This is a genomic window from Anabaena azotica FACHB-119 (assembly GCF_014697625.1).
Classification (GTDB): Bacteria; Cyanobacteriota; Cyanobacteriia; order Cyanobacteriales; family Nostocaceae; genus Trichormus; species Trichormus azoticus_A.
The window spans coordinates 26,223-46,768 of sequence record NZ_JACJSG010000056.1; the positions used below are offsets into that span (position 1 = coordinate 26,223).

14 protein-coding genes are annotated in these 20,546 nt (G+C 42.6%); 6 read left to right on the forward strand and 8 right to left on the reverse strand.

Going from position 1 to position 20,546, the window contains the following annotated elements:
• Positions 1-31: 31 nt before the first annotated feature.
• From H6G83_RS29260 to H6G83_RS29275, 4 genes are read right to left on the reverse strand one after another with little or no spacing between them, the layout of a single operon-like run.
• Positions 32-850 carry a TlyA family RNA methyltransferase gene (locus tag H6G83_RS29260; RefSeq protein WP_190478648.1) on the reverse strand — a complete coding sequence of 273 codons (819 nt, stop codon included), beginning with the start codon at positions 848-850 and terminating at the stop codon, positions 32-34.
• A 31-nt stretch (positions 851-881) separates the two neighbouring features.
• Positions 882-1,178 carry an RpnC/YadD family protein gene (locus H6G83_RS29265; RefSeq protein ID WP_242044914.1) on the reverse strand — a complete coding sequence of 99 codons (297 nt, stop codon included), beginning with the start codon at positions 1,176-1,178 and terminating at the stop codon, positions 882-884.
• A 12-nt stretch (positions 1,179-1,190) separates the two neighbouring features.
• Positions 1,191-1,379: a hypothetical protein gene (locus H6G83_RS29270; RefSeq protein ID WP_190478649.1), complete on the reverse strand. Its 189-nt coding sequence runs from the start codon at positions 1,377-1,379 to the stop codon at positions 1,191-1,193.
• Positions 1,380-1,438: 59 nt separating this feature from the next.
• On the reverse strand, positions 1,439-2,290 hold the full coding sequence (locus tag H6G83_RS29275) for an Rpn family recombination-promoting nuclease/putative transposase (protein WP_190478651.1): 852 nt from the start codon (positions 2,288-2,290) through the stop codon (positions 1,439-1,441).
• Between the two features lie 178 nt (positions 2,291-2,468).
• On the opposite strand from H6G83_RS29275, the gene recQ reads away from it, so the two are divergent.
• Positions 2,469-4,625, forward strand: a complete 2,157-nt coding sequence (recQ, locus tag H6G83_RS29280) for a DNA helicase RecQ (protein WP_190478653.1) — start codon at positions 2,469-2,471, stop codon at positions 4,623-4,625.
• A gap of 17 nt (positions 4,626-4,642) precedes the next feature.
• On the opposite strand, the gene H6G83_RS29285 is transcribed toward recQ, so the two are convergent.
• Positions 4,643-4,906 (reverse strand): hypothetical protein, encoded by a 264-nt coding sequence (locus tag H6G83_RS29285; RefSeq protein WP_190478654.1) that lies wholly within the window; start codon positions 4,904-4,906, stop codon positions 4,643-4,645.
• An 800-nt stretch (positions 4,907-5,706) separates the two neighbouring features.
• Positions 5,707-5,955, reverse strand: a complete 249-nt coding sequence (locus tag H6G83_RS29290; protein ID WP_190478656.1) for a hypothetical protein — start codon at positions 5,953-5,955, stop codon at positions 5,707-5,709.
• A gap of 245 nt (positions 5,956-6,200) precedes the next feature.
• Between H6G83_RS29290 and H6G83_RS29295 the strand changes: the two genes are divergently transcribed.
• Both H6G83_RS29295 and H6G83_RS29300 read left to right on the forward strand, forming a co-directional pair.
• Positions 6,201-8,177, forward strand: a complete 1,977-nt coding sequence (locus tag H6G83_RS29295) for an AMP-dependent synthetase/ligase (protein WP_190478658.1) — start codon at positions 6,201-6,203, stop codon at positions 8,175-8,177.
• Positions 8,178-8,216: 39 nt separating this feature from the next.
• Complete coding sequence (locus H6G83_RS29300; RefSeq protein ID WP_190478660.1) at positions 8,217-8,669, forward strand: YlqD family protein; 453 nt, start codon at positions 8,217-8,219, stop codon at positions 8,667-8,669.
• A 97-nt stretch (positions 8,670-8,766) separates the two neighbouring features.
• On the opposite strand, the gene H6G83_RS29305 is transcribed toward H6G83_RS29300, so the two are convergent.
• A complete protein-coding gene (locus H6G83_RS29305; RefSeq protein WP_190478662.1) occupies positions 8,767-9,294 on the reverse strand; it encodes a hypothetical protein in 528 nt (175 codons plus the stop codon).
• A 346-nt stretch (positions 9,295-9,640) separates the two neighbouring features.
• On the opposite strand from H6G83_RS29305, the gene H6G83_RS29310 reads away from it, so the two are divergent.
• The gene (locus H6G83_RS29310) at positions 9,641-10,936 is read left to right on the forward strand and encodes a dihydrolipoamide acetyltransferase family protein (protein WP_190478664.1); all 1,296 of its coding nucleotides are present in this window, start codon (positions 9,641-9,643) and stop codon (positions 10,934-10,936) included.
• 273 nt (positions 10,937-11,209) lie between these two features.
• A complete protein-coding gene (locus tag H6G83_RS29315) occupies positions 11,210-11,908 on the forward strand; it encodes a tetratricopeptide repeat protein (RefSeq protein ID WP_190478666.1) in 699 nt (232 codons plus the stop codon).
• A 391-nt stretch (positions 11,909-12,299) separates the two neighbouring features.
• Here the strand turns inward: H6G83_RS29315 and H6G83_RS29320 are convergent, their stop codons facing one another.
• On the reverse strand, positions 12,300-13,748 hold the full coding sequence (locus H6G83_RS29320) for a GTP-binding protein (protein ID WP_190478668.1): 1,449 nt from the start codon (positions 13,746-13,748) through the stop codon (positions 12,300-12,302).
• Positions 13,749-14,166: 418 nt separating this feature from the next.
• On the opposite strand from H6G83_RS29320, the gene H6G83_RS29325 reads away from it, so the two are divergent.
• The gene (locus H6G83_RS29325) at positions 14,167-20,361 is read left to right on the forward strand and encodes a translocation/assembly module TamB (RefSeq protein ID WP_190478670.1); all 6,195 of its coding nucleotides are present in this window, start codon (positions 14,167-14,169) and stop codon (positions 20,359-20,361) included.
• The last annotated feature ends 185 nt before the right edge of the window (positions 20,362-20,546 follow it).

Sequence of the window (20,546 nt, forward strand, 5' to 3'; positions counted from 1 at the left end):
AAAAATAACTCATATTTCATCAGCCTCGTGATTACGAATTACTAAATTCATCCATAGCTAATTTAGTAATTTGTTGAATAACAATTAGATCCGGTGGTGGTGTTTCGCTTGCCATTTTTAACCATAATAGGTATTCCACATTTCCCGCCGGGCCAGTAATTGGCGACCAAGTTAAACCCTTGTATTTCCAGCCTAATTCCTCAGCCACCAGCCAAACTTGGAAAATAGCATCAGCTTGGTCACGAGGATCACGCACAACACCTTTTTTCCCCACACGAGATTTACCCACTTCAAACTGTGGTTTAACTAATAACACAGCTTCACGGGGAGATTGAGTAAGTCGCCACACCGCAGGCAAAATCTTGGTTAGGGAAATAAACGAAACATCCACCACCGCCAAGTCTGGAACAACATCCCCCTCACCAAATAAATCCCCAGGTTGCAGTTGCCGTAAATTGGTACGTTCGCGCAAAATAACCTGGGGATTATTTCGTAAACCCCAATCGGTTTGTCCATAACCGACATCAATACCGTAGACTAATTTAGCGCCAGCTTGCAGTAGACAGTCAGTAAAACCGCCTGTAGAAATTCCCCCATCTAAGCAAACCCTATCGGTGACGGGGATGGCGAATAATTCTAAAGCCTTGGCGAGTTTTTCACCACCACGGGAAACAAAACGCGATCGCTCTTTTATTTTAATCACAGCCGCAACATCAACCTCTGTCCCAGCCTTATCAATTACCTGTTCATTAACAGTTACTTCCCCCGCCTGAATTAGCCTCTGTGCTAAAGCGCGAGAATTACATAAATTTAACTCTACTAATAAAATATCGAGTCGCTGCTTCACCAATTAACTTGATTCTCCTGTGCGCTTATTTGTCCTAGTTCTGCTGTGTAGCAAACCGGACAGATTCTAAGTCAACATTGAGTTGTTGTGCAATCTGTTCTATATTCATCCCTGTTTTCAATAACAGAGGGACTATAACTTTCAACATTTCAGCTTTCCGTTCTTCCCGACCTTCTTTCCAACCTTGTTTCCAACCCTCTTTCCAACCTTGTTTCCAAGCTTCTTTCCAAGCCTCGGCTTTCGCTTCCCGATAAACCCTCGTTTCTTCTAAACTCATTCCCAACATCGTTTTCACTTCCTCACAGCAAAATTTACGAAAACTTGTAGTCAATCATCCTTGCGCTTACTCATCCTTGTTCTGCTGTGCAGCAAAACGGATAGTTTCTAAGTCAACATTGAGTTGTTGTGCAATCTGTTCTATACTCATCCCTGTTTTTAATAACAGAGGGACAACTGCTTTCAATATTTCTTCTTCAGCCTCAGCTTTCGCTTCCCGATAAACCCTGGTTTCCTCTAAAGTTAGTCCTAGCATCGCTTCCACTTCCTCTTTACTCAACGAAGAAAACTTGTAAACTTCAATCTCCCTTGCGCCTATTTTTCCTGGTTCTGCTGTGCAGCAAGCCGGATAGCTTCTAAATCAACATTGAGTTGTTGTGCAATCTGTTCTATACTCATTCCTGTTTTGAATAACAGAGGGACTATAACTTTCAACATTTCAGCTTCCCGTTCTTCCCGACCTTCTTCTCGGCCTTCTTGGCGACCTTGTTCTCGACCTTCTTCTCGACCCTCGGCTTTCGCTTCCCGATAAACCCTGGTTTCCTCTAAAGTTAGTCCTAGCATCGCTTCCACTTCCTCTCTACTCAACGAAGAAAACTTGTAAACGGCAATTGTCGTGATAATATTTATTATCTCGTTTTTCGGTATTGTGCCAGTTGACTCTAATTGTACTCGCTCAATTAATTGCTTGGCTTGCTCTGCCATCGTTTCATCTGGTGCAATTGTCAACTGCATTAAATTAATACCTATTGGCACAGTATTAGATGTACCTAATTCATCCAAATAAATGCGTTGCACTTGGTCACTGTTTAAAAATATGCGGTGAGTTCTTGTATCACTTGGTTCATTTGAACGTGAGGGAAAAATTACCACACAGTACCAATCATCATATTCAGATTGATTTCGGTTCAAATACATCATCGACTCGGTAAAAAAGCGATGATACAAACCTTCATCTTTCTGAAATTGCACTTCGGCAAAATAGATAACTCTCGGTGTTGTACCCTCTGGAGGTAAAAACACCCCATCAATACGAAAAGAGGTTTCTTTGACCTCAACTGACTCAAATCGATAGTTTTGCGCCGCTTGGGGACGGTGATCAACGAGTTCAAAAATTAACGCCGGAAATCGCTTAAATATTTGGTAATAAATCGAGTCACGTTTCACTAAAAAAACCGTAATTTTGCTGCTTTACAAAGCTTTTCATCATTATAAACTCTTATTCTCTGTGTCTTTGTGCCTCTGTGGTAAAAACAAAAAACCTATGACTTCCCGCCCTGAGCTTGTTACAATCCTGTTATCCCCGTAAACACTCACGCAGACAGCAGCCAGAAAAGCGATCGCTATGCTTCAGTATCCCAATCTCGAACAGGCGCTAAAATATCACTTCGGTTATGATAATTTTCGCCCTGGACAACGGCAAGTTATCGAAGATGCCTTACAAAATCGAGATTTGATGGTAGTGATGCCTACAGGCGGTGGGAAGTCTTTGTGCTTTCAGTTACCTGCATTGATGAAGCAGGGACTAACTATTGTGGTATCACCGTTAATTGCGTTAATGCAAGACCAAGTAGAAGCACTGCGGAATAATAATATCTCAGCTACCTTCCTCAATAGTAGTTTGAATGCCTATCAGGTGCGATCGCGCGAAGAAGCCATCCTCAACGGTAGGGTAAGATTACTCTACGTCGCCCCAGAACGTCTTTTGAGTGAAAGGTTTCTCCCATTCCTTGATTTAGTTAACGAAAAAGTTGGTATATCTATATTTGCGATCGATGAAGCGCATTGTGTTTCTGAATGGGGACATGATTTCCGTCCAGAATATCGCCAGTTAAAATCCCTACGCCAGCGCTACCCCCATATTCCCGTCCTCGCCCTCACCGCCACAGCTACAGATAGGGTACGTGCTGATATCATCCAACAATTGGGGTTAAAACAACCAAGTATTCACCTTGCAAGTTTCAACCGCCAAAACCTTTATTACGAAGTCCGCCCTAAAAGTAAACAAGCCTACGCTGAATTATTAGAATTACTCCGAGATACTGAAGGTTCAGCAATAATTTACTGTTTAACTCGTAAAAAAGTTGAAGAACTGACATTTAAATTGCAAAAAGATAAGATTGCAGCTTTACCTTATCATGCCGGATTACCTGATGAAGAACGTAGTAAAAATCAAACGCGATTTATTCGCGATGATGTGAGAGTAATTGTCGCCACAATTGCCTTTGGGATGGGAATTAATAAACCAGATGTGCGCTTAGTAGTTCACTTTGATATTCCCCGTAATTTGGAAAGTTACTATCAAGAGTCAGGTAGGGCGGGTAGAGATGGGGAACCATCACGCTGTACACTTTTTTTCAGCTTTGGTGATATTAAAACTATTGAATGGAGTATAGACCAAAAAACTGACCCCCAAGAACAGTTGATTGCTAGACAACAACTGCGACAAGTGATAGATTATGCTGAGGGGACAGACTGTCGCCGCACAATTCAATTAGGTTATTTTGGCGAAAGGTTTGCGGGTAATTGTGGTAACTGTGATAATTGCCGTTATCCCAAACCCATGCAAGATTGGACAATTGAAGCCATGAAGTTTTTATCTTGTGTGGCGCGTTGTAAAGAAAGATTTGGGATGCTACACATAATTGATGTGTTGCGAGGGGCGAAAAAAGACAAAATTATCCAATACGAACACGATAAACTTTCTACCTACGGTATAGGTAAAGATAGAACTGTGGATGAATGGCGAATGCTGGGAAGGTCGCTTTTACATCAAGGTTTACTGGAACAAACTAGCGATGGTTATTCAGTTTTAAAATTAAACGCCCTCAGTTGGGAAGTGATGCGGCGACAACGCCAAGTGTTTGTGTCTGTTCCTGTGGTGCAAAAGCTGAGTGTAATACAGGAAAGTCCTAAATTTGAAGAAGCAGAAGCATTATTACAGAGATTGCGATCGCTGCGTAAGCAACTTGCAGATGAACAGTCTGTACCACCTTATGTTATCTTCCACGATTCCACATTGAAATTAATGGTACAGGTGCAACCCCAAACCTTAGTGGAATTTTCCCAACTTTCTGGAGTTGGAAGTCACAAATTAGCCCAATATGGGGAAAAATTTATCGCCGAAATTCGCGCCTACCGTCAAGAAAAATCCTCACACCAAAAACCTGTTAATCTTGCGCCTTCAGCCAGCGTAGTTTCCGACACCGAATTACAGACCTTATCTTTACATCAACAAGGTTTAAGTATCGCCGAAATTGCTCGTAAACGTAAACTCAGCCCTGGAACTATTTCTACTCATTTAGAAAAGCTCATTGAGAAAAACCAACCTGTAGACTTAAATCTACTATTTCCCTTAGAACATCAACAAAAAATTTGGCAAGTTTTAGAAGTACTTGGTGATATTGCGTTGACACCCATTAAGGAACAGTTGGGTGAAGGTTATACCTTTGATGAAATTCGTTTAGTAAGAGAAAAATGGCGGCGACAAAACCGCAAATAATTATTAGTCAATAATGATTATTTCTTTTCTCCCACACCGTAGGAAGCCAAAGCTACATCTTTCTCCTCTTCCCACTTATCGCTGCTTACTCCCCACTCTCCGCTTTCAGGAACTAGATTTATATATTCAGAAATATGAGCATCGTTTGATGCCATAGCAGACTTCTTAGGTAAAATACTTTGAGGTTTTTTACTACTCAAAGTCATAGATAAGAGCTTTGGTAAGGCAACACAGGTAACAGTACTTACTAAGGTAAAAAAGATACCGTCTACTAATCTCATAACATACCTGCCTACGCTCAAGATTGGTTGTAATCTTTTACCTAGTGTGTAACAATATGTGCCTGATTGATTTAAAGTAGTAATTTAAATTTCTTTTGTTATATATAAGGTTAGTCTATATATACTTATATGAACGAAAATAATGCGAGATTCTATACCTAAAGTAATAGGACTTTATCCCTATTTAACAGTTATCAGTTAAAGTTATTCGCCACCACTCGCCGTTAGAACTGATAACTGATTTAATCTCTTTCACAAAATAACAATAAGAGCCAAATTTTCTACTGTAGACAGACAGGATATATAATATAAAATCTACAGATTTATCCGTGTTTATCCGCTTGCATCTGCGTTCAATTATTCTCTACCTATTATTTAACACAGCATCATAATTAATTTAGTATAAATCATAGATATTTAGCCCCTTCCCTTGTAATACCGTTTCCGGGAAAAGACTTATCATTAAGACTGCAAGGGGGCAGGGGGCAGCTCACAAGTGTAGGTTTTTAATATAGCAGTGAGTAAGGATTATAAAACTAACGAGAAAATCATTGTTTTATTCACCCCTACACCCCTACACCCCTACACCCTTACACCCCAAACCAAGGTTTTTGGAACACCAATAAAAAACCTACACCTGTCAGGCAGGGGGAGAAAGAGTTTTCACCTTTTTGCACAGATGCACCGAATTACAACTAATTAGGCGGACATGATATCAGCCCTGACAAGAGTTCCCTATCACCTGTCCCCTACTATAATTAGGCTGGGATTATGCAGAGATTACAAGCTGAAAATATCCATCAATTTGCAGAACATTTGGCACAGAAATGGGGACTAAACTTACAGAATTGGCTCCCAGTTAAAGAATAAGTAGTACAGTAGGGGAAACTGGTAATTCCCGTACCGCTATTGGGCGATGTTGCACCCTCAGCTACTGTTTTGGTATGTTTACTTTTAGCAAGAGAGAGAGTCCATGCTAGAAGTTTCGGCAATGCTAAACAAGCAATAACGTTGATCAGCGTTAGTAAGAAAGCATCTAGTAACCCCATAGGTAATCACCCCCATTGCATAATTAGGTGGTCTCTGTTGGTCTTTACTAATTAGATTTAGTAACTCATAACCTCAAAACCATCAGTTTTGAGTTATATAAAATAACTTTAGCATAAGTTTTTATCAATAGAACCGTGGAGGTCAAGAAACTGTATATACCAATGTGGTGTAGAAACGGAAAAGCGCTATTCTAGCGTAGTAGCAGAATTAGTTAAAAAAAATATTTGATTTGAGGTGATGTGTTATGACAAATAACCCACAAGAGAATTTGTTACTAGCTGGTCTTTCCAAAGCAGATAGTCAAGAAATACTACGTTTAGTAGATTATACAAATATCCAATCTTTACCAGAAATTTGGCCTATAGCGGCGAAGAGATTCAGTGATACTGTTGCCTTGTATAACCCCCATGCTAAACCGCCAGTAGAGATTACCTATCAGCAACTAGCTCAGAATATACAACTATTTGCATCGGGATTGCAAGCATTGGGAGTCAAAGCAGGCGATCGCATTTCTCTCATAGCTGATAATAGCCCTTATTGGTTCATTGCTGACCAAGGTATTATGACGGCTGGCGCAGTTGATGCGGTGCGTAGTTCCCAAGCTGAAAAGGAAGAATTACTATATATTGTGGGTCATAGCGGTAGCACCGCCCTGGTACTTGAAGACCTGAAGACCTTTAATAAACTGCAAGATCGACTTGCAGACCTAGCAATTCACCTAGTAGTTTTACTGACTAACGAAGCACCACCAACAGCACAAGACTTCAAAGTATTAAACCTTAAGCAATTGATGGAAGTTGGACAAAACCATAATTTTGTCCCAGTCCCACAGAAACGCGAAAATCTAGCAACATTAATTTATACTTCTGGGACTACGGGAAAACCCAAAGGTGTAATGCTCAGTTATAGCAATCTCTTACACCAAGTCACAACGTTCCGAGTCATCATTCAACCACATGTAGGGGATACCGTCTTAAGTATTTTACCTACTTGGCACAGCTACGAACGAGCTGTAGAGTATTATCTACTATCTCAAGGTAGCTCTCAAGTTTATACAAATTTGCGCTCAGTTAAAGCTGACCTGAAACAATATAAACCTAACTACATGGTTGCTGTACCGCGTCTTTGGGAATCAATTTATGAAGGCGTGCAGAAACAGTTCCGTGAACAACCAGCAAATAAACAACGCCTGATTAAATTCTTATTGGGCATGAGTGAAAAATATATTAAAGCCAAAAGAATTGCTGAAAATACAAGCCTAGACCATCTCCACGCTTCATCTATCAACCGATTTGTCGCTAAATTAATATCATTGACTTTATTACCCTTCCATGCTTTAGGAGAAAAATTAGTTTACAGCAAGGTACGGGAAGCTACAGGCGGAAAAATTAAACAAGTAATTAGCGGTGGCGGTGCATTACCAAGACACATAGATACCTTTTTTGAAATCATTGGCGTGCAGATTTTGCAAGGCTATGGTTTAACAGAAACATCACCTGTGACCAACGTGCGCCGTCCTTGGCGGAATTTTATTGGCACATCCGGACAACCAATTCCTGGTACAGAAGTTAAAATCGTAGACCCTGAGACTCGCCAGCCTTTACCAGTTGGGGAACGAGGCTTGGTGTTATTAAAAGGGCCACAAGTCATGCAAGGCTATTACCAAAACCCAGAAGCAACAGCAAAAGTCCTTGACCCGCAAGGCTGGTTTGATAGCGGTGACTTGGGTTGGGTAACACCAGATAACGAACTAGTGCTGACAGGCAGGGCAAAAGATACAATCGTGCTAACCAATGGGGAAAATATCGAACCCCAGCCTATCGAGGATGCTTGTTTGCGATCGCCCTACATCGACCAGATTATGCTAGTAGGACAAGACCAACGTAGCCTCGGCGCTTTAATTGTCCCCAACATCGAAGCCTTGGAAAAGTGGGCCCAAAGCCAAAATCTTGTCTTGAGTCTAGAGGATGATAAATTAACATCCTCCTCCAGTGAAAAAATTAACCTGGAGAGTAAAATGATCCAGGGTTTATTTCGGCAAGAATTGACTCGGGAAGTGCAGAACCGTCCAGGTTATCGCCCAGATGACCGTATTGGGCCGTTTAAACTGATTCTGGAGCCATTTTCCATTGACAATGGCTTAATGACACAGACGCTGAAAATTCGGCGACACGTTGTCGCAGAACGCTACCGCGATATGATCAACGCCATGTTTGCCTGATAATTCCACACAAACTATTTAGAGTGAACGCGAATTTTTATGACAGATGTCTCCAACCCTCAATTGCTTTTGAAGCGCGTCGTTAACGTTAAAGTTATCGTCACCCCCCTCTGGAAAGAGGAAGTGCAACAGCAATTGCAAGCACAAATTAACCAAATTGACCAGCAATTGCAACAATTAGATTTAGAAGGACAAAGAGCAATTTCCGCCATTCAAAAGCAAAGCCTCCAGCCACCAGGCCCCCAAACCCTGCAACAAATTGATAATATCCAACTCCAAGTAAATCAAAAGAAAAGCGAATTTTTGGAACAAAAAAATCAAATGCTGCAAAACCTCCAGCAAGTACAATTGCTAGAGTTGGATCAAGAAGTCAATCAATTTCAATTGGAAGGCTTTTTCCGCGTCGAACGGGGCGATAACTTGATTAGCAAAATGCAGGTAGAAATCGTCATCCGCGATGGTGTTGTGGAAGATATTCGTGGCGACGTTTAAACCTTGAAAGGGTGTAAGGGGGTAAGGGTATAGGGGTGTGAGGGTTTTACCAACACCCCAAGACACTCTTACACCCTTGATTTTTCGTTTTCATAGCTCAGTCCTGACAACGTTGAGTTATGTTATTTAAAGGTCGGTTCCCATTTCGACAAGATATTTGGGAACCAACCCAAACTATTTGCCAGATAGGGGGCGAACTGACAAAAAGCGATCGCCCGAAACTGTTCATCTCTAACCGATATCGAATTTCCTCAGATGTATCTTTGCTTTTGAGGATTTGTGTCACCGTGACTAAAGCTTGATTATGTTGGGGATAAGCTACCTCTACCTGGCGCTTACCGCTAGCTGAGGTAAAATCATCCAGAAAGTTTAAAGCCAAAGTTTTAGGGTCACTACCTTGAAGCGGAGAATTAATAGTTTCTAGTGGTATATTTTTATATTGAATGCGTTCTAAGTCATGCGACTCTTCCTGAGAGCTTTCCACGACTGATAATTGCTGTGGCTGGCTACTAGTAGTATCTACAATCAATGTAGGAGTTAGCTGTTGATGCAGATAAGCACCAGCACTCGCAGTAGCCAAAATACTAAGCAGCAAAACCAAAAACAACTTTAATTTTCCTGGCATAGAATTAAACAATTATTGCAACAAAACTAATTCTGTATTCTGGGTTTTCAATTGAACTTAAACTCCCACACCCTATCATCTATCCTGAGATAGCATCTGTGTCAGATTGATGAGTGATCAGCAATACAAATACACATATCTTGAATAGACCTTAACTTGGTTGTGAAGTTCCAGGCACTGGGTAATGGGTAATGGGTAATGGGTAATGGGAAAGATAAATATCTAATACGCCATCACCAATTACCAATTACCAATTACCAATTACCAAAAACACTCGTACCAAGATACAATTCGATCTGGCAAAAGCTGTTAAATTCCTTAAACCCATTGATTCCCAAACCACCCTATGAGCATTCATGAAATCTTCATGCCGGCGTTGAGTTCCACCATGACCGAAGGCAAAATTGTCTCCTGGGTGAAATCGCCAGGGGATAAAGTGGAAAAAGGCGAAACAGTGGTGGTTGTCGAGTCGGACAAGGCAGATATGGATGTAGAAACCTTCTATGAAGGATATCTTGCCCACATCATTGTACAAGCTGGTGATAGCGCACCGGTAGGAGCGGCGATCGCTTACGTCGCCGAAACTGAAGCCGAAATCGAAGCCGCCAAGTCTTTAGGTAGTTCTGGTGGCGCTGCGGCTACCACCACCGCCCCGGAACCAGTTGCAGCCACAGCCGCCGTAGGCGCACCCACCGCCGCCTCACAAAATGGTTCTAACCACCGTGAGGGCAGGCTTGTAGCTTCACCCCGCGCCCGCAAGTTGGCGAAAGAATTGAAAGTTGATTTGACAACTCTCAAAGGTAGCGGCCCCTACGGTCGTATTGTTGCCGATGATATCGAGGCGGTTGTAGGCAAAGTCAAGCAACCAGCCACCCCTCCTGCTGCACCCACACCAACAGTTACCCCAGCCGCGCCCCCACCAGCCCCCCGCACTCCCGCACCAGCGCCTGCACCAGTCGCGGCTGCACCTGGGCAAGTAGTACCATTTAACACCCTGCAAAATGCCGTCATTCGCAACATGGTGGCTAGCCTCGATGTGCCTGTGTTCCGTGTAGGTTACACTATTACCACTGATGGGTTAGACAAACTTTACAAACAAATTAAATCTAAAGGCGTGACCATGACCGCGCTACTAGCGAAAGCTGTAGCGGTGACATTACAAAAACACCCATTGTTAAACGCCAGCTATTCAGACCAAGGTCTGGTATACCATCCCGATATTAATATTGCTGTAGCTGTAGCGATGGATGGTGGCGGTTTAATTACACCAGTGTTAAAAAATGCCGATAAGGTAGATATTTACTCATTATCACGTACCTGGAAATCTTTAGTAGATAAAGCCAGAAGCAAACAACTACAACCAGATGAATACAGTGGTGGGAACTTCACCTTGTCAAATTTGGGAATGTTTGGTGTGGATACATTTGATGCCATCTTACCCCCTGGACAAGGTTCAATTTTAGCGATCGGTGCATCTCGTCCGCAATTGGTAGCCTCAGCCGATGGTTCGTTTGGTATTAAACAACAAATGCAGGTCAATATTACATCCGATCACCGGATTATTTACGGTGCTGATGCGGCAGCATTTTTACAAGACCTAGCTAAGTTGATTGAAACTGATGCTCATTCTTTGACACTGTAAATCAGTGAACAGTTATCAGTGAACAGTGAACAGTGGACAGTTATCAGTGAACAGTGAACAGTGGGAATAACCTGATAACTGATAACTGATAACTGATAACTGACAACTGATAACTGATAACTGATAACTGATAACTGACAACTGATAACTGATAACTGATAACTGATAACTGATAACTGATAACTGATAACTGATAACTGATAACTGATAACTGATAACTGATAACTGCCTTATCATAAGTATTATTACTTGAGCGTATCGAGAGATAGGGCGATGAAACAAAGAAGCCAGATGGAAACAAGATTGGTTCAACCTCTTAGCTGTTTAACACTGAGTGTGATCACATCCATTGGTCTATTGTCTCCTGTTACAGCACAGGAACCGTCGCCCGCGACATTAGCCTGTGAGGCAACTTTGAGTAACGCGGAACAAAAACCGCGACCCAAACAGGTACAGAAACTAGCACAGTTTGCCGATCCTCAACAAGAGCGATCGCAACTTATTCAACAAGCTAATGCCCTATTTGGTCAAGGTGATCTACAAGGTGCAGAAGAAAACCTCTGTCAATTCGTCAAAAAATACTCAGATGATGCTTTTGGACATTTTCAATTAGGCAATGTGTTCTTTCGTGGTAAAAAATTAGAAGCAGCAATCAGTGCTTATCGTGAAGCCATTCGCATCAGACCACAATATGCTGTAGCACACAATGCAGTTGGTATGGTGTATGCTAGTCAGAATCGCTGGAGTGATGCGATCGCTGAATATCAAAAAGCCTTAGAAATTAATCGTGATTATGGCGATGCACTAACTAATTTAGCTTTAGCGTTTTGGCAAACCAATAAAAAAGATGAAGCACTAGCTTCTTTAGAAAAAGCTATCAGCATCTTCAAAAAACAGAATCGAAACGAAAAAGCTAACCAAGTCGAGCAATTATTGCAGAGAATCAAAAACTCTGACGATAATCTCTCATAATTAAAAGTCCTAAGTCTATAGTTATAGGACTTACGCAACTGGCATATTTTTTCTGTAGGGTGTGTGAGGAGCGAAAATATTTGAACGTAGTCATGAGACTTGTAGCGTCACGCACCAACCACCAATTGTGACACTTGCGTAAGTCCTGAGTTAGTTAGGACTTATGCAATTGTCATAATCAAACTAACTGTAGTAGCGTGACCGGGCTAAAATGTGGCATTAGATGGGGAAAAAATCGAACGCAGATGAACGCAGATAAACGCAGATGAACAAGATGATAGATTGTTGGCTAATGCACAAAATTAGTCCGGTCACGCCAGTCCAGTAGTTATGCAAGTTAAATGTGGAACAGCTTAATGGATGGCATCTAGAATTAATCAATGTTTTGATATTATCTACGAAGTTTTACCTGTAATTCATCCTTGATCCGATTGAGAATAGAATTTTCATCCAGGGTAGACAAAATCCTGTTAATTACCGCCTTCGGCCCATCCGGCCCCCATGTTGCGCCATTGGCTAAATATTCTTTGGTCACTTGTCCAATGGCGTAGGAAGACACACCAGCCACCCCGGCTTGGGTAAGTGCGACGGAGATGTAAGGGCCGATGGCGACACCGGCTGTAGCTGTGGCAGAAATCCCTAGTAAAGTTTTTAACCCACTTAATCCCAAATTTGCCAGTAATTCACTGACACCGATACCACCCATACTTAAGGCGATTTTTTGTAATAATTGCACAGCCCCAGCTTCAGTCATGGGGATGCCGTAGAGTTTAGATAAGCCTAGAATCAAAGAAATATCGATGACTATACTGCTCAGTATATCTACTACAGTAACAGGATTGAGAGCGATCGCTACCGCCTTAGTCATCACCGCTTTCCAAATCAACTGATTAGCGTTTTGTTCCCGAATCATCAGTTTACGCTGTACCAGTTGCTCATTCACATTATCAGCGAACAGCATCGTGTTCAGGGCAACTAAAGCCTTACCCTCACGTTGCAAAATTTCTAAAATCTTCACCTTGAGTTCTGCAACTTGGGCGTTACCTGGACGCACCTGTACACCCCTACTCCCATCAGGACGACGCACCGCAGTTTTTACCAGTGGTGACGCAGCCGCCATGACAATTTCTAACGGTGTCAGTAATTCCCGTACCCGTTCATCGCGAATTTTTTGGTAAATAGCCATCCTGTCCGCTTCTGGATATTGATCTACCTTGTTAAATACTAAAATGATGGGTTTACCAGCTTCCCGTAACTGAGAAAGGGCTTCATGTTCAATCTTTGTCATGTCCCCAGAGATGACGAACAGAATTAAATCTGCTTGTTTAGCTATTTGTTCCGCCAAAGCGGTGCGGGTTTCGCCATCAATCTCGTCTAAGCCAGGGGTGTCAATTAATTCGATTTGCGATCGCCCCACAGATGGTAAAGTAACACGCAAAGCCCGCTCAGTTTCCCCAATTAACTCTTCGCTAATAGTCCAATTTACCCGTTGAGCCGCACGAGTTACACCATGCAAAGGCCCGGTTTCAAACACAGCCTCCCCAACCAAAGCATTAAGTAGAGAAGACTTACCCCGTCCTACCATACCAAAAGCAGCAATTTGTACCACCATGCTGTCCAGCTTACCTAACATGGTTTCCAAATCAGCAATTTGGGACTCTAAACCAGCCTTTTCTTGCGAACTGAGGTCAATATTATTTACTAAATTCCGCAGCGCCGACTGTGCTTGTTTATAGTTGAGTTCTGCTTGAATATCTTCAAAACTAAAAATGGCACTATCAAGTTCTTCTTCCCAGTTGGGGGAGTCGCTGTGATGCGGTTCGGGCAATGTGGAAGTCATGTCAGTTTTAGATTTACCTCTTTTTTGATCCTATAGCACACAGCCAGGACTTACGGAGCCAAATTGTCTGTAAAGACTGGGTGTAGGGGTGTAAGAGTTGATAAAATAATTATTTTCTCGTTAATTTTAGAGTCATTACTCACTACTTGGTGAAAAACTTATACTTGTGAGCTATTCCCTACTCCCTCTTAAGGACAGGTTTTTAATAAAGTAATCAGTGAGGACTGTAAAATCCACGACATTATCCCAGTTCCATTCACCCCTACACGCTCACACCCCTACACCCTTATACTTTTACCGAGTTGATCCGAATGCCAAAAGCTGCTATTGCTTTGTATCCTGGTATTGGCATACTACAGCCAGATGCCAAATAGGGCTACCAGTGCGTAAACCACCTCCAGTAAATAAAAGTAAAGTCATGATTAACTCTTCCAAGCAAAATCAACGCTCACAAACCCCCCGTAGGAGTATCTGGTTGCTGATTTTGACTCGTGGTGGTATTACCATAGGTGGAATTTTAATCGTGGCTTTGATGGGGGGTATTTGGCGTTTATGGACTTTTGTGCAGAAAGAGTTAACACCTTTAGCCCAAGAAAGTCTCACCACAACCCTTAATCGTCCGGTAAAATTGGGAAAAGTTACTCACTTCTCCTTAACAGGGGTACAGTTTGCCGCTTCATCTATTCCCCCCACCCCCACAGATCCAGATAAGGCGACAGTCGATGCTGTGGAAGTGGGTTTTAACCCTTTGCAGTTAGTTTTTAATCGCCAGTTGAAACTCAATGTTACATTAGTCAATCCTAATGTTTACGTTGAGCAAGATCAGCAAGGACGCTGGCTTTCCACGACTATATCGCCACCTGGACAGAAGGGAGTCATTAAAACCAATTTAGAAAATATATACTTCCGCAATGGCAAGTTGCTGCTGCTACCGCAAGTGAGAACTGCGGTACTGGGGACTGGGGACTGGGGACTGGGGACTGGGAAAACAGCAGGGGGAACCATAAGTCCTCTCTCTCCCTCATCTCCCTCATCTCCCTCATCTCCCCCATCTCCCCCCACTCCCCTACCTCCCATAGGATTTTCTCAACTAAATGGATCTGCTAAATTACTTGAAAAAAACAAGGTAATTCAGTTTACTGCTAGAGGTACAGCCGATAGTGGCGGCAAGGTGGACATCATTGAGGGGCTAATGCGTCTGAAAACAACAGCTGCTAAAGTGCATCTGCGAGGAGAGGAATTATTAGCTGCTGATATTACTCGCTTGGTGAAGATACCCATAATTTTACAGGCGGGGAGAGTTAACGGTGATTTGCGAATTCAGTTAGCGCCTGGACAAAAAACTCTATTATATGGCAGTGCTGATTTACAAAAAGTGACATTGCAAATTCCCCGCGCACCACAAGCGTTTAATAATACCCAAGGCAATCTTTACTTTCAAGGGACGGAAGTAAAATTAGAAAATATTTTTAGCAATTATGGCAGCATTCCTGTAGTTGCGGCGGGAACAGTTGACACGGTGGCAGGTTTTAAGTTAACAGGGCGTGTAAACCAAGTAAGTGTAGTGGATGCCCAAAAAACGCTGAATTTAAAATTGCCTTTCCCTGTGGCTGGACAATTACAAGCTAACTTACAGGTACTTGGTGCAGCTACTGCGCCTATTCTCTCAGGGACAGTCAACACTATCAAGACTGCCCGCATTGATAAAGTTGATTTTCAAAGTGTTACAAGTAAATTTGCATTTTCGCCGCAGGAACGCTTAGTTACTTTAAGAGATATTCAAGGTAAAACTACGGTAGGTGGAGTAGTTACGGGTGGCGGTAGAGTCTTAGTTGGGGAAAATTCCCAAGTGAATTTGAATTTCACGGCGAAGAATTTAGCAGGGGATGCGATCGCTAAACTCTACAATATCAACAATACTTTTAAAATCGGTAATGTCGCTGCCACTGCCCAAGTTACCGGCGCACCCACCAACGCCAAAACTCTGGTAAACTTTACAGCACCTCAAGCAGCTTATCCCGCTACTGGGCAAGTAATTGTCACCCCAAACCGTCAGTTTAACTTCCGCAACGTAGCTCTCAGCGTCGGTGGTGGTAAGGTGCGGGGATATGGTACTTATATTAATGAACGTTGGCAAGCTGTAGCCGATGCTAGTGGTGTAAATTTGACACCATTTGTCAACCAAAATCAGCTACAAAATATCTCCCTAACAGGGGCAAAATTTAACGGTCGTTTATTTCTGGCGGGTACGACTGCACCCTTTCAAGTCGTCAGCATTCGTACACAAGGCGCAGGAGTGCAAATTGGCGGTGGGACAATTTCCGTCTCTAATCTCCAACTGCAAGACAAAACCTTTGCTGCTAAGTTAGTTGCTAATAATGTGCGACTGGCAAGTATCTTAAAAAATGCACCTCCTGCTTTAACTAATCCTATCACCGGCAGGTTTCAAGTCGCAGGTGACAGAGAAAATTTTAGTCTCAAAACCTTACAAGCTACAGGTGATGCCCGTTTGGGTGTTGGCAGAGGAACGGTAACAGCCTCAAATATTCAATTAGCTGATGGGGTATATCAGGCGCAAGTGCAAGCGAATAACGTACCTGTGCAACGTTTAGCTACTGTACCACAGCAATTTCAAGGTAACTTGACGGGGAAATTTGCGATCGCTGGTTCTACTGAGTCCTTCAGTCCCCAAAACATTCAAGCCACTGGTCAAGCAAGGGTAAATGTGGGTAATGGTACAATTACCGCCGCCAATATTCAATTAGCTAATGGCGTATATCAGGCGCAAGTGCAAGCAAATAATGTACCTGTGCAACGTTTGGCTGCTGTACCACGGCAATTTCAAGGCAACTTGACAGGGAAATTTGCGGTGGCTGGTTCTACTGAGTCCTTCAGTCCCCAAAACATTCAAGCCACTGGTCAAGCAAGGGTAAATGTAGGTAATGGTACAATTACTGCTGCCAATATTCAATTAGCTAATGGGCGTTATCAGGCGCAAGTGCAAGCGAATAATGTACCTGTGCAACGTTTAGCTGCTGTACCCCGGCAGTTTCAAGGTAACTTGACTGGACAATTAAATGTTGCAGGTTCTACAGCATCCTTTAGTCCCCAAACCATTCAAGGCAATGGTCAAGCAAGGGTAAATGTAGGTAATGGTACAATTACCGCCGCCAATATTCAATTAGCTAATGGGCGTTATCAGGCGCAAGTGCAAGCAAATAACGTACCTGTGCAACGTTTCGCTGCTGTACCACCACAATTTCAAGGTAACTTGACTGGACAATTAAATGTTGCAGGTTCTCTTGCATCCTTCAGTCCCCAAACCATCCAAGCCAGGGGTGAAGGACAATTAAATGTGGCGAGTGGGGGTACAATTAATGCGTCGAATATCCAACTAGCCAAAGGTCGTTATCAGGCGGTAGTGGCGGCGACTGGTGTGCAGTTAAATCGGTTTAATCAAAGGTTGCGGGGTCAATTTGGCGGTCAACTGCAACTAGTCGGGAACTTGGGTTCCACAAGATTAGCTGATGTGCGGGCGGCTGGTCAGGTACAATTATCTCAGGGACTTCCGGGTGTGGAGCGTCCCCTGAATGCTGCGATCGCCTGGAATGGTGAAAGGTTAACTATCCAACAAGCCACAGCCCCCGGTTTAAATGTCAGTGGTAACATCTTAGCCAATGCCAACAGACCAGGCATACCCACAATTACCGCTCTCAATCTCAATGTCCAAGCCCAAGACTTTAACCTGCAACAGTTACCAATAACTCTACCAAATCAGGTGGCTGTCGCAGGTAGGGTAGATTTCAACGGTCAAGTTACAGGTAAATTACCTTTACCCAACGTCAACGGACAATTTACCTTAAAAGACCTAGTAGTAGAAAATATAGCCTTTGAACCGTTGTTAACTGGCAATATTCAATCAGCCGCAGGAAGGGGATTGAATTTTAATTTAGCAGGAAAAAGCGATCGCCTCGCCCTCAACTTAGATAGTAATAATCGTCCCCAATCTTTCCTGGTACAATGGCGAGAGGCATTAGCCTCTGGTCAAGCAAGGGGTAATGATTGGGCGCTAAAGGTTGCTAACTTCCCCCTACAACTGCTGAACTTGTCACCACCGCCAAATCTGCGTTTAGGTTCTGGGAGGATAGCTGGGACAGCCACAGGGGATGTGCAGTTTAACCAGCGTACCTTGGCTAGTAATGGAAATATTGCGATCGCTAATCCCGAAATTGGCAGACTTAAAGGTGATGGTTTAACAGCCCAGTTCCGCTACGGTAATGGTACTACCACAATCACCAGTAGCCAATTTACCAAAGGTAAGAGCCGTTATACCTTAGCTGGTAATTTTGGGCAAACTCCCCAAGGCCCCCGCATCCAAGGTCAGCTAAACGTTTCTCAAGGCGAAATTCAAGATGTACTCACAGTAGCGCAAATATTTGATCTTCAAGATTTCCAGCGTAATGGGGCTGAACCCAACTATGGTAGTGCATCGGATCTGAAAACCTATCCTCAAGGTTTATCTAATCAGCCCTTATTCGAGCAAATTAACCGCTTTTCGGAAATTAACGCCTTAAATGACCAAAGAGAACAAGAACGTAATGCTTCACCAATACCAAACCTCGCAGATTTGCGCGGAACCTTTAACGGGGAAGTGGCTATAGACAATACCACCGCCAACGGTTTAGCAGTACAATTTAATTTAAATGGGCAAAACTTCGTCTGGGGTAAAGAATCACAACAGAATCGTTACTACCGTGCCGAGAATATCATCGCTGAAGGTAGTTTTGCCAACGGAGTTTTACAATTACGACCTGTGCGAATTGAGTTACCGAATAGTAGTCTGTTAGCTTTTACAGGTAACATCGGGGGGAATGAACAATCTGGTCAATTGCGGGTGAATAATTTCCCCCTAGAATTACTCAATAACTTTGTCAATCTCCCAATAGGGGTAACAGGAAAACTCAGTGGGACAGCAGCTTTGGCTGGTAGTGTTGCTAACCCCCAATCTAAAGGAGAATTGCAAATCACAGAAGGAAAACTCAACCAAAAACCAGTCGAGTCAGCCGCAGCCAGTTTCAGTTATGCCAATGGGCGCTTGAATTTTGGGAGTACCGTAGCTATTGCTGGGCCGCAACCTGTTAATATTACAGGTAGTATCCCTTATCAGTTGCCTTTTGCCTCCGTCGCACCTGATAGCAATCAAATCACTTTAGATATAAATGTTGAGAATGAAGGACTAGCGCTGTTAAACCTGTTAACTAATCAGGTCGCCTTTGAAGAAGGTCAAGGTCAGGTAGATGTGACAGTCAGGGGAACCAGACAGCAACCAGAAGTTAACGGTATTGCTATTATCAAAGATGCTACTTTTTCTGCTCAAGCCTTGCCAGAAAAAATCAAAGGTGTTACAGGTAAAGTGCTGTTTGATTTTGACCAGATTGTAGTAGATAGTTTGCAAGGCAAATTTAGTCTTGGACAGGTACAAGCGGCGGGAGAGATTCCTATATTTAACAGCGATCGCATAGCTGTGAGCAATCCCCTCACTGTCAACCTTGAGCAGCTCAAATTGAACCTCAAAGGCTTGTATCAAGGTGGTGCTAATGGCAATCTGCAAATCACTGGTTCTGCCCTTAATCCCAAAATTGGTGGTACAGTCAATTTATATGATGGTCAGGTATTGTTAGCAGAATCCAGCGATAATCAACCTGCAAATAGCGCCAATGCCATATCACTAACAAAATTTAACAAACAAAACACAAGCATCAGTGCCAATGCCAACACAAGCTTTAATAATTTAGAACTAGAATTAGGCAACAATGTACAAATTACTCGTCCTCCCCTTCTCAGCTTCCGCGCTGTAGGTAGTTTGAGAGTTAATGGTTCTTTTGCAGACCCCATACCTGTGGGTACTATTAGCTTAACAAAGGGCGGGGTAAACTTATTTACAACTCAGTTTAATCTGGCTAGTGGTTACACACACACTGCCACCTTTAGAGCCAATCAACCCCGCGACCCAGATTTAGATATACAATTACTTGCCAAAGTGTTAGAGGTAATTCCAAATAGCGATTTAAATCGAAATAATGCTGTGGGATTGAGTAATTTAGAAACTGTACGAGTTGAAGCTAATATTAAAGGCCCAGCCAGCCGACTCAATGACAACTTGGAATTAATAAGCAGCCCAGCCCGCAGTGAAACTGAATTAGTCGCTCTATTAGGTGGTGGATTTGTTGATACTCAAGGAAGAGGAGATAGTACATTAGGTTTAATTAATATCGCTGGTTCAGCCGTTTTCGGTAACTTCCAAGGTGCTTTTAACCAAATCGGCAATGCTTTTGGTTTGAGTGAGTTACGAATATTTCCCACCATTATTTCTGAGAATCCAGAGGTTAATAATAACAGTAATAATAGGAGCGGTTCCAGTATAGAATTAGCCGCCGAAGCTGGGGTTGATATTTCTAATAAACTCTCTATTTCTAGCATTAAAATCTTAACGGCAAATGACCCCTTCCAGTGGGGGATTAATTACCGAATCAATGATCAATTCCGTGTCCGTGCTTCCACTAATTTAGAAGATGATAGTCGTGCAGTATTTGAGTATCAAACAAGGTTTTAATATTGGAGTCCGAAAAAGTTGAGATTTTCGATTTTCGATTTATAGCGTTTCTTAATCTGTTGAGGTACTTATCCCTCTTCTGTCACTTTCCGAAATAAGCAAGTAGTAAATAACTGAAATTAGCCAGAAGAGAAAAAAGGTTTAAATTGGTTCATGGTAGAAATTAGGTGATTAAATCCAAGCAA

Bases quoted from the DNA above. Each gene is read 5' to 3' on its own strand.
- H6G83_RS29270 (WP_190478649.1), bottom strand. From the start codon at position 1,379: ATGCTAGGACTAACTTTAGAGGAAACCAGGGTTTATCGGGAAGCGAAA.
- H6G83_RS29285 (WP_190478654.1), bottom strand. From the start codon at position 4,906: ATGAGATTAGTAGACGGTATCTTTTTTACCTTAGTAAGTACTGTTACC.
- H6G83_RS29325 (WP_190478670.1), top strand. From the start codon at position 14,167: ATGATTAACTCTTCCAAGCAAAATCAACGCTCACAAACCCCCCGTAGG.
- H6G83_RS29305 (WP_190478662.1), bottom strand. From the start codon at position 9,294: ATGCCAGGAAAATTAAAGTTGTTTTTGGTTTTGCTGCTTAGTATTTTG.
- H6G83_RS29320 (WP_190478668.1), bottom strand. From the start codon at position 13,748: ATGACTTCCACATTGCCCGAACCGCATCACAGCGACTCCCCCAACTGG.
- H6G83_RS29315 (WP_190478666.1), top strand. From the start codon at position 11,210: ATGAAACAAAGAAGCCAGATGGAAACAAGATTGGTTCAACCTCTTAGC.
- recQ (WP_190478653.1), top strand. From the start codon at position 2,469: ATGCTTCAGTATCCCAATCTCGAACAGGCGCTAAAATATCACTTCGGT.
- H6G83_RS29310 (WP_190478664.1), top strand. From the start codon at position 9,641: ATGAGCATTCATGAAATCTTCATGCCGGCGTTGAGTTCCACCATGACC.
- H6G83_RS29295 (WP_190478658.1), top strand. From the start codon at position 6,201: ATGACAAATAACCCACAAGAGAATTTGTTACTAGCTGGTCTTTCCAAA.
- H6G83_RS29300 (WP_190478660.1), top strand. From the start codon at position 8,217: ATGACAGATGTCTCCAACCCTCAATTGCTTTTGAAGCGCGTCGTTAAC.
- H6G83_RS29290 (WP_190478656.1), bottom strand. From the start codon at position 5,955: ATGGGGTTACTAGATGCTTTCTTACTAACGCTGATCAACGTTATTGCT.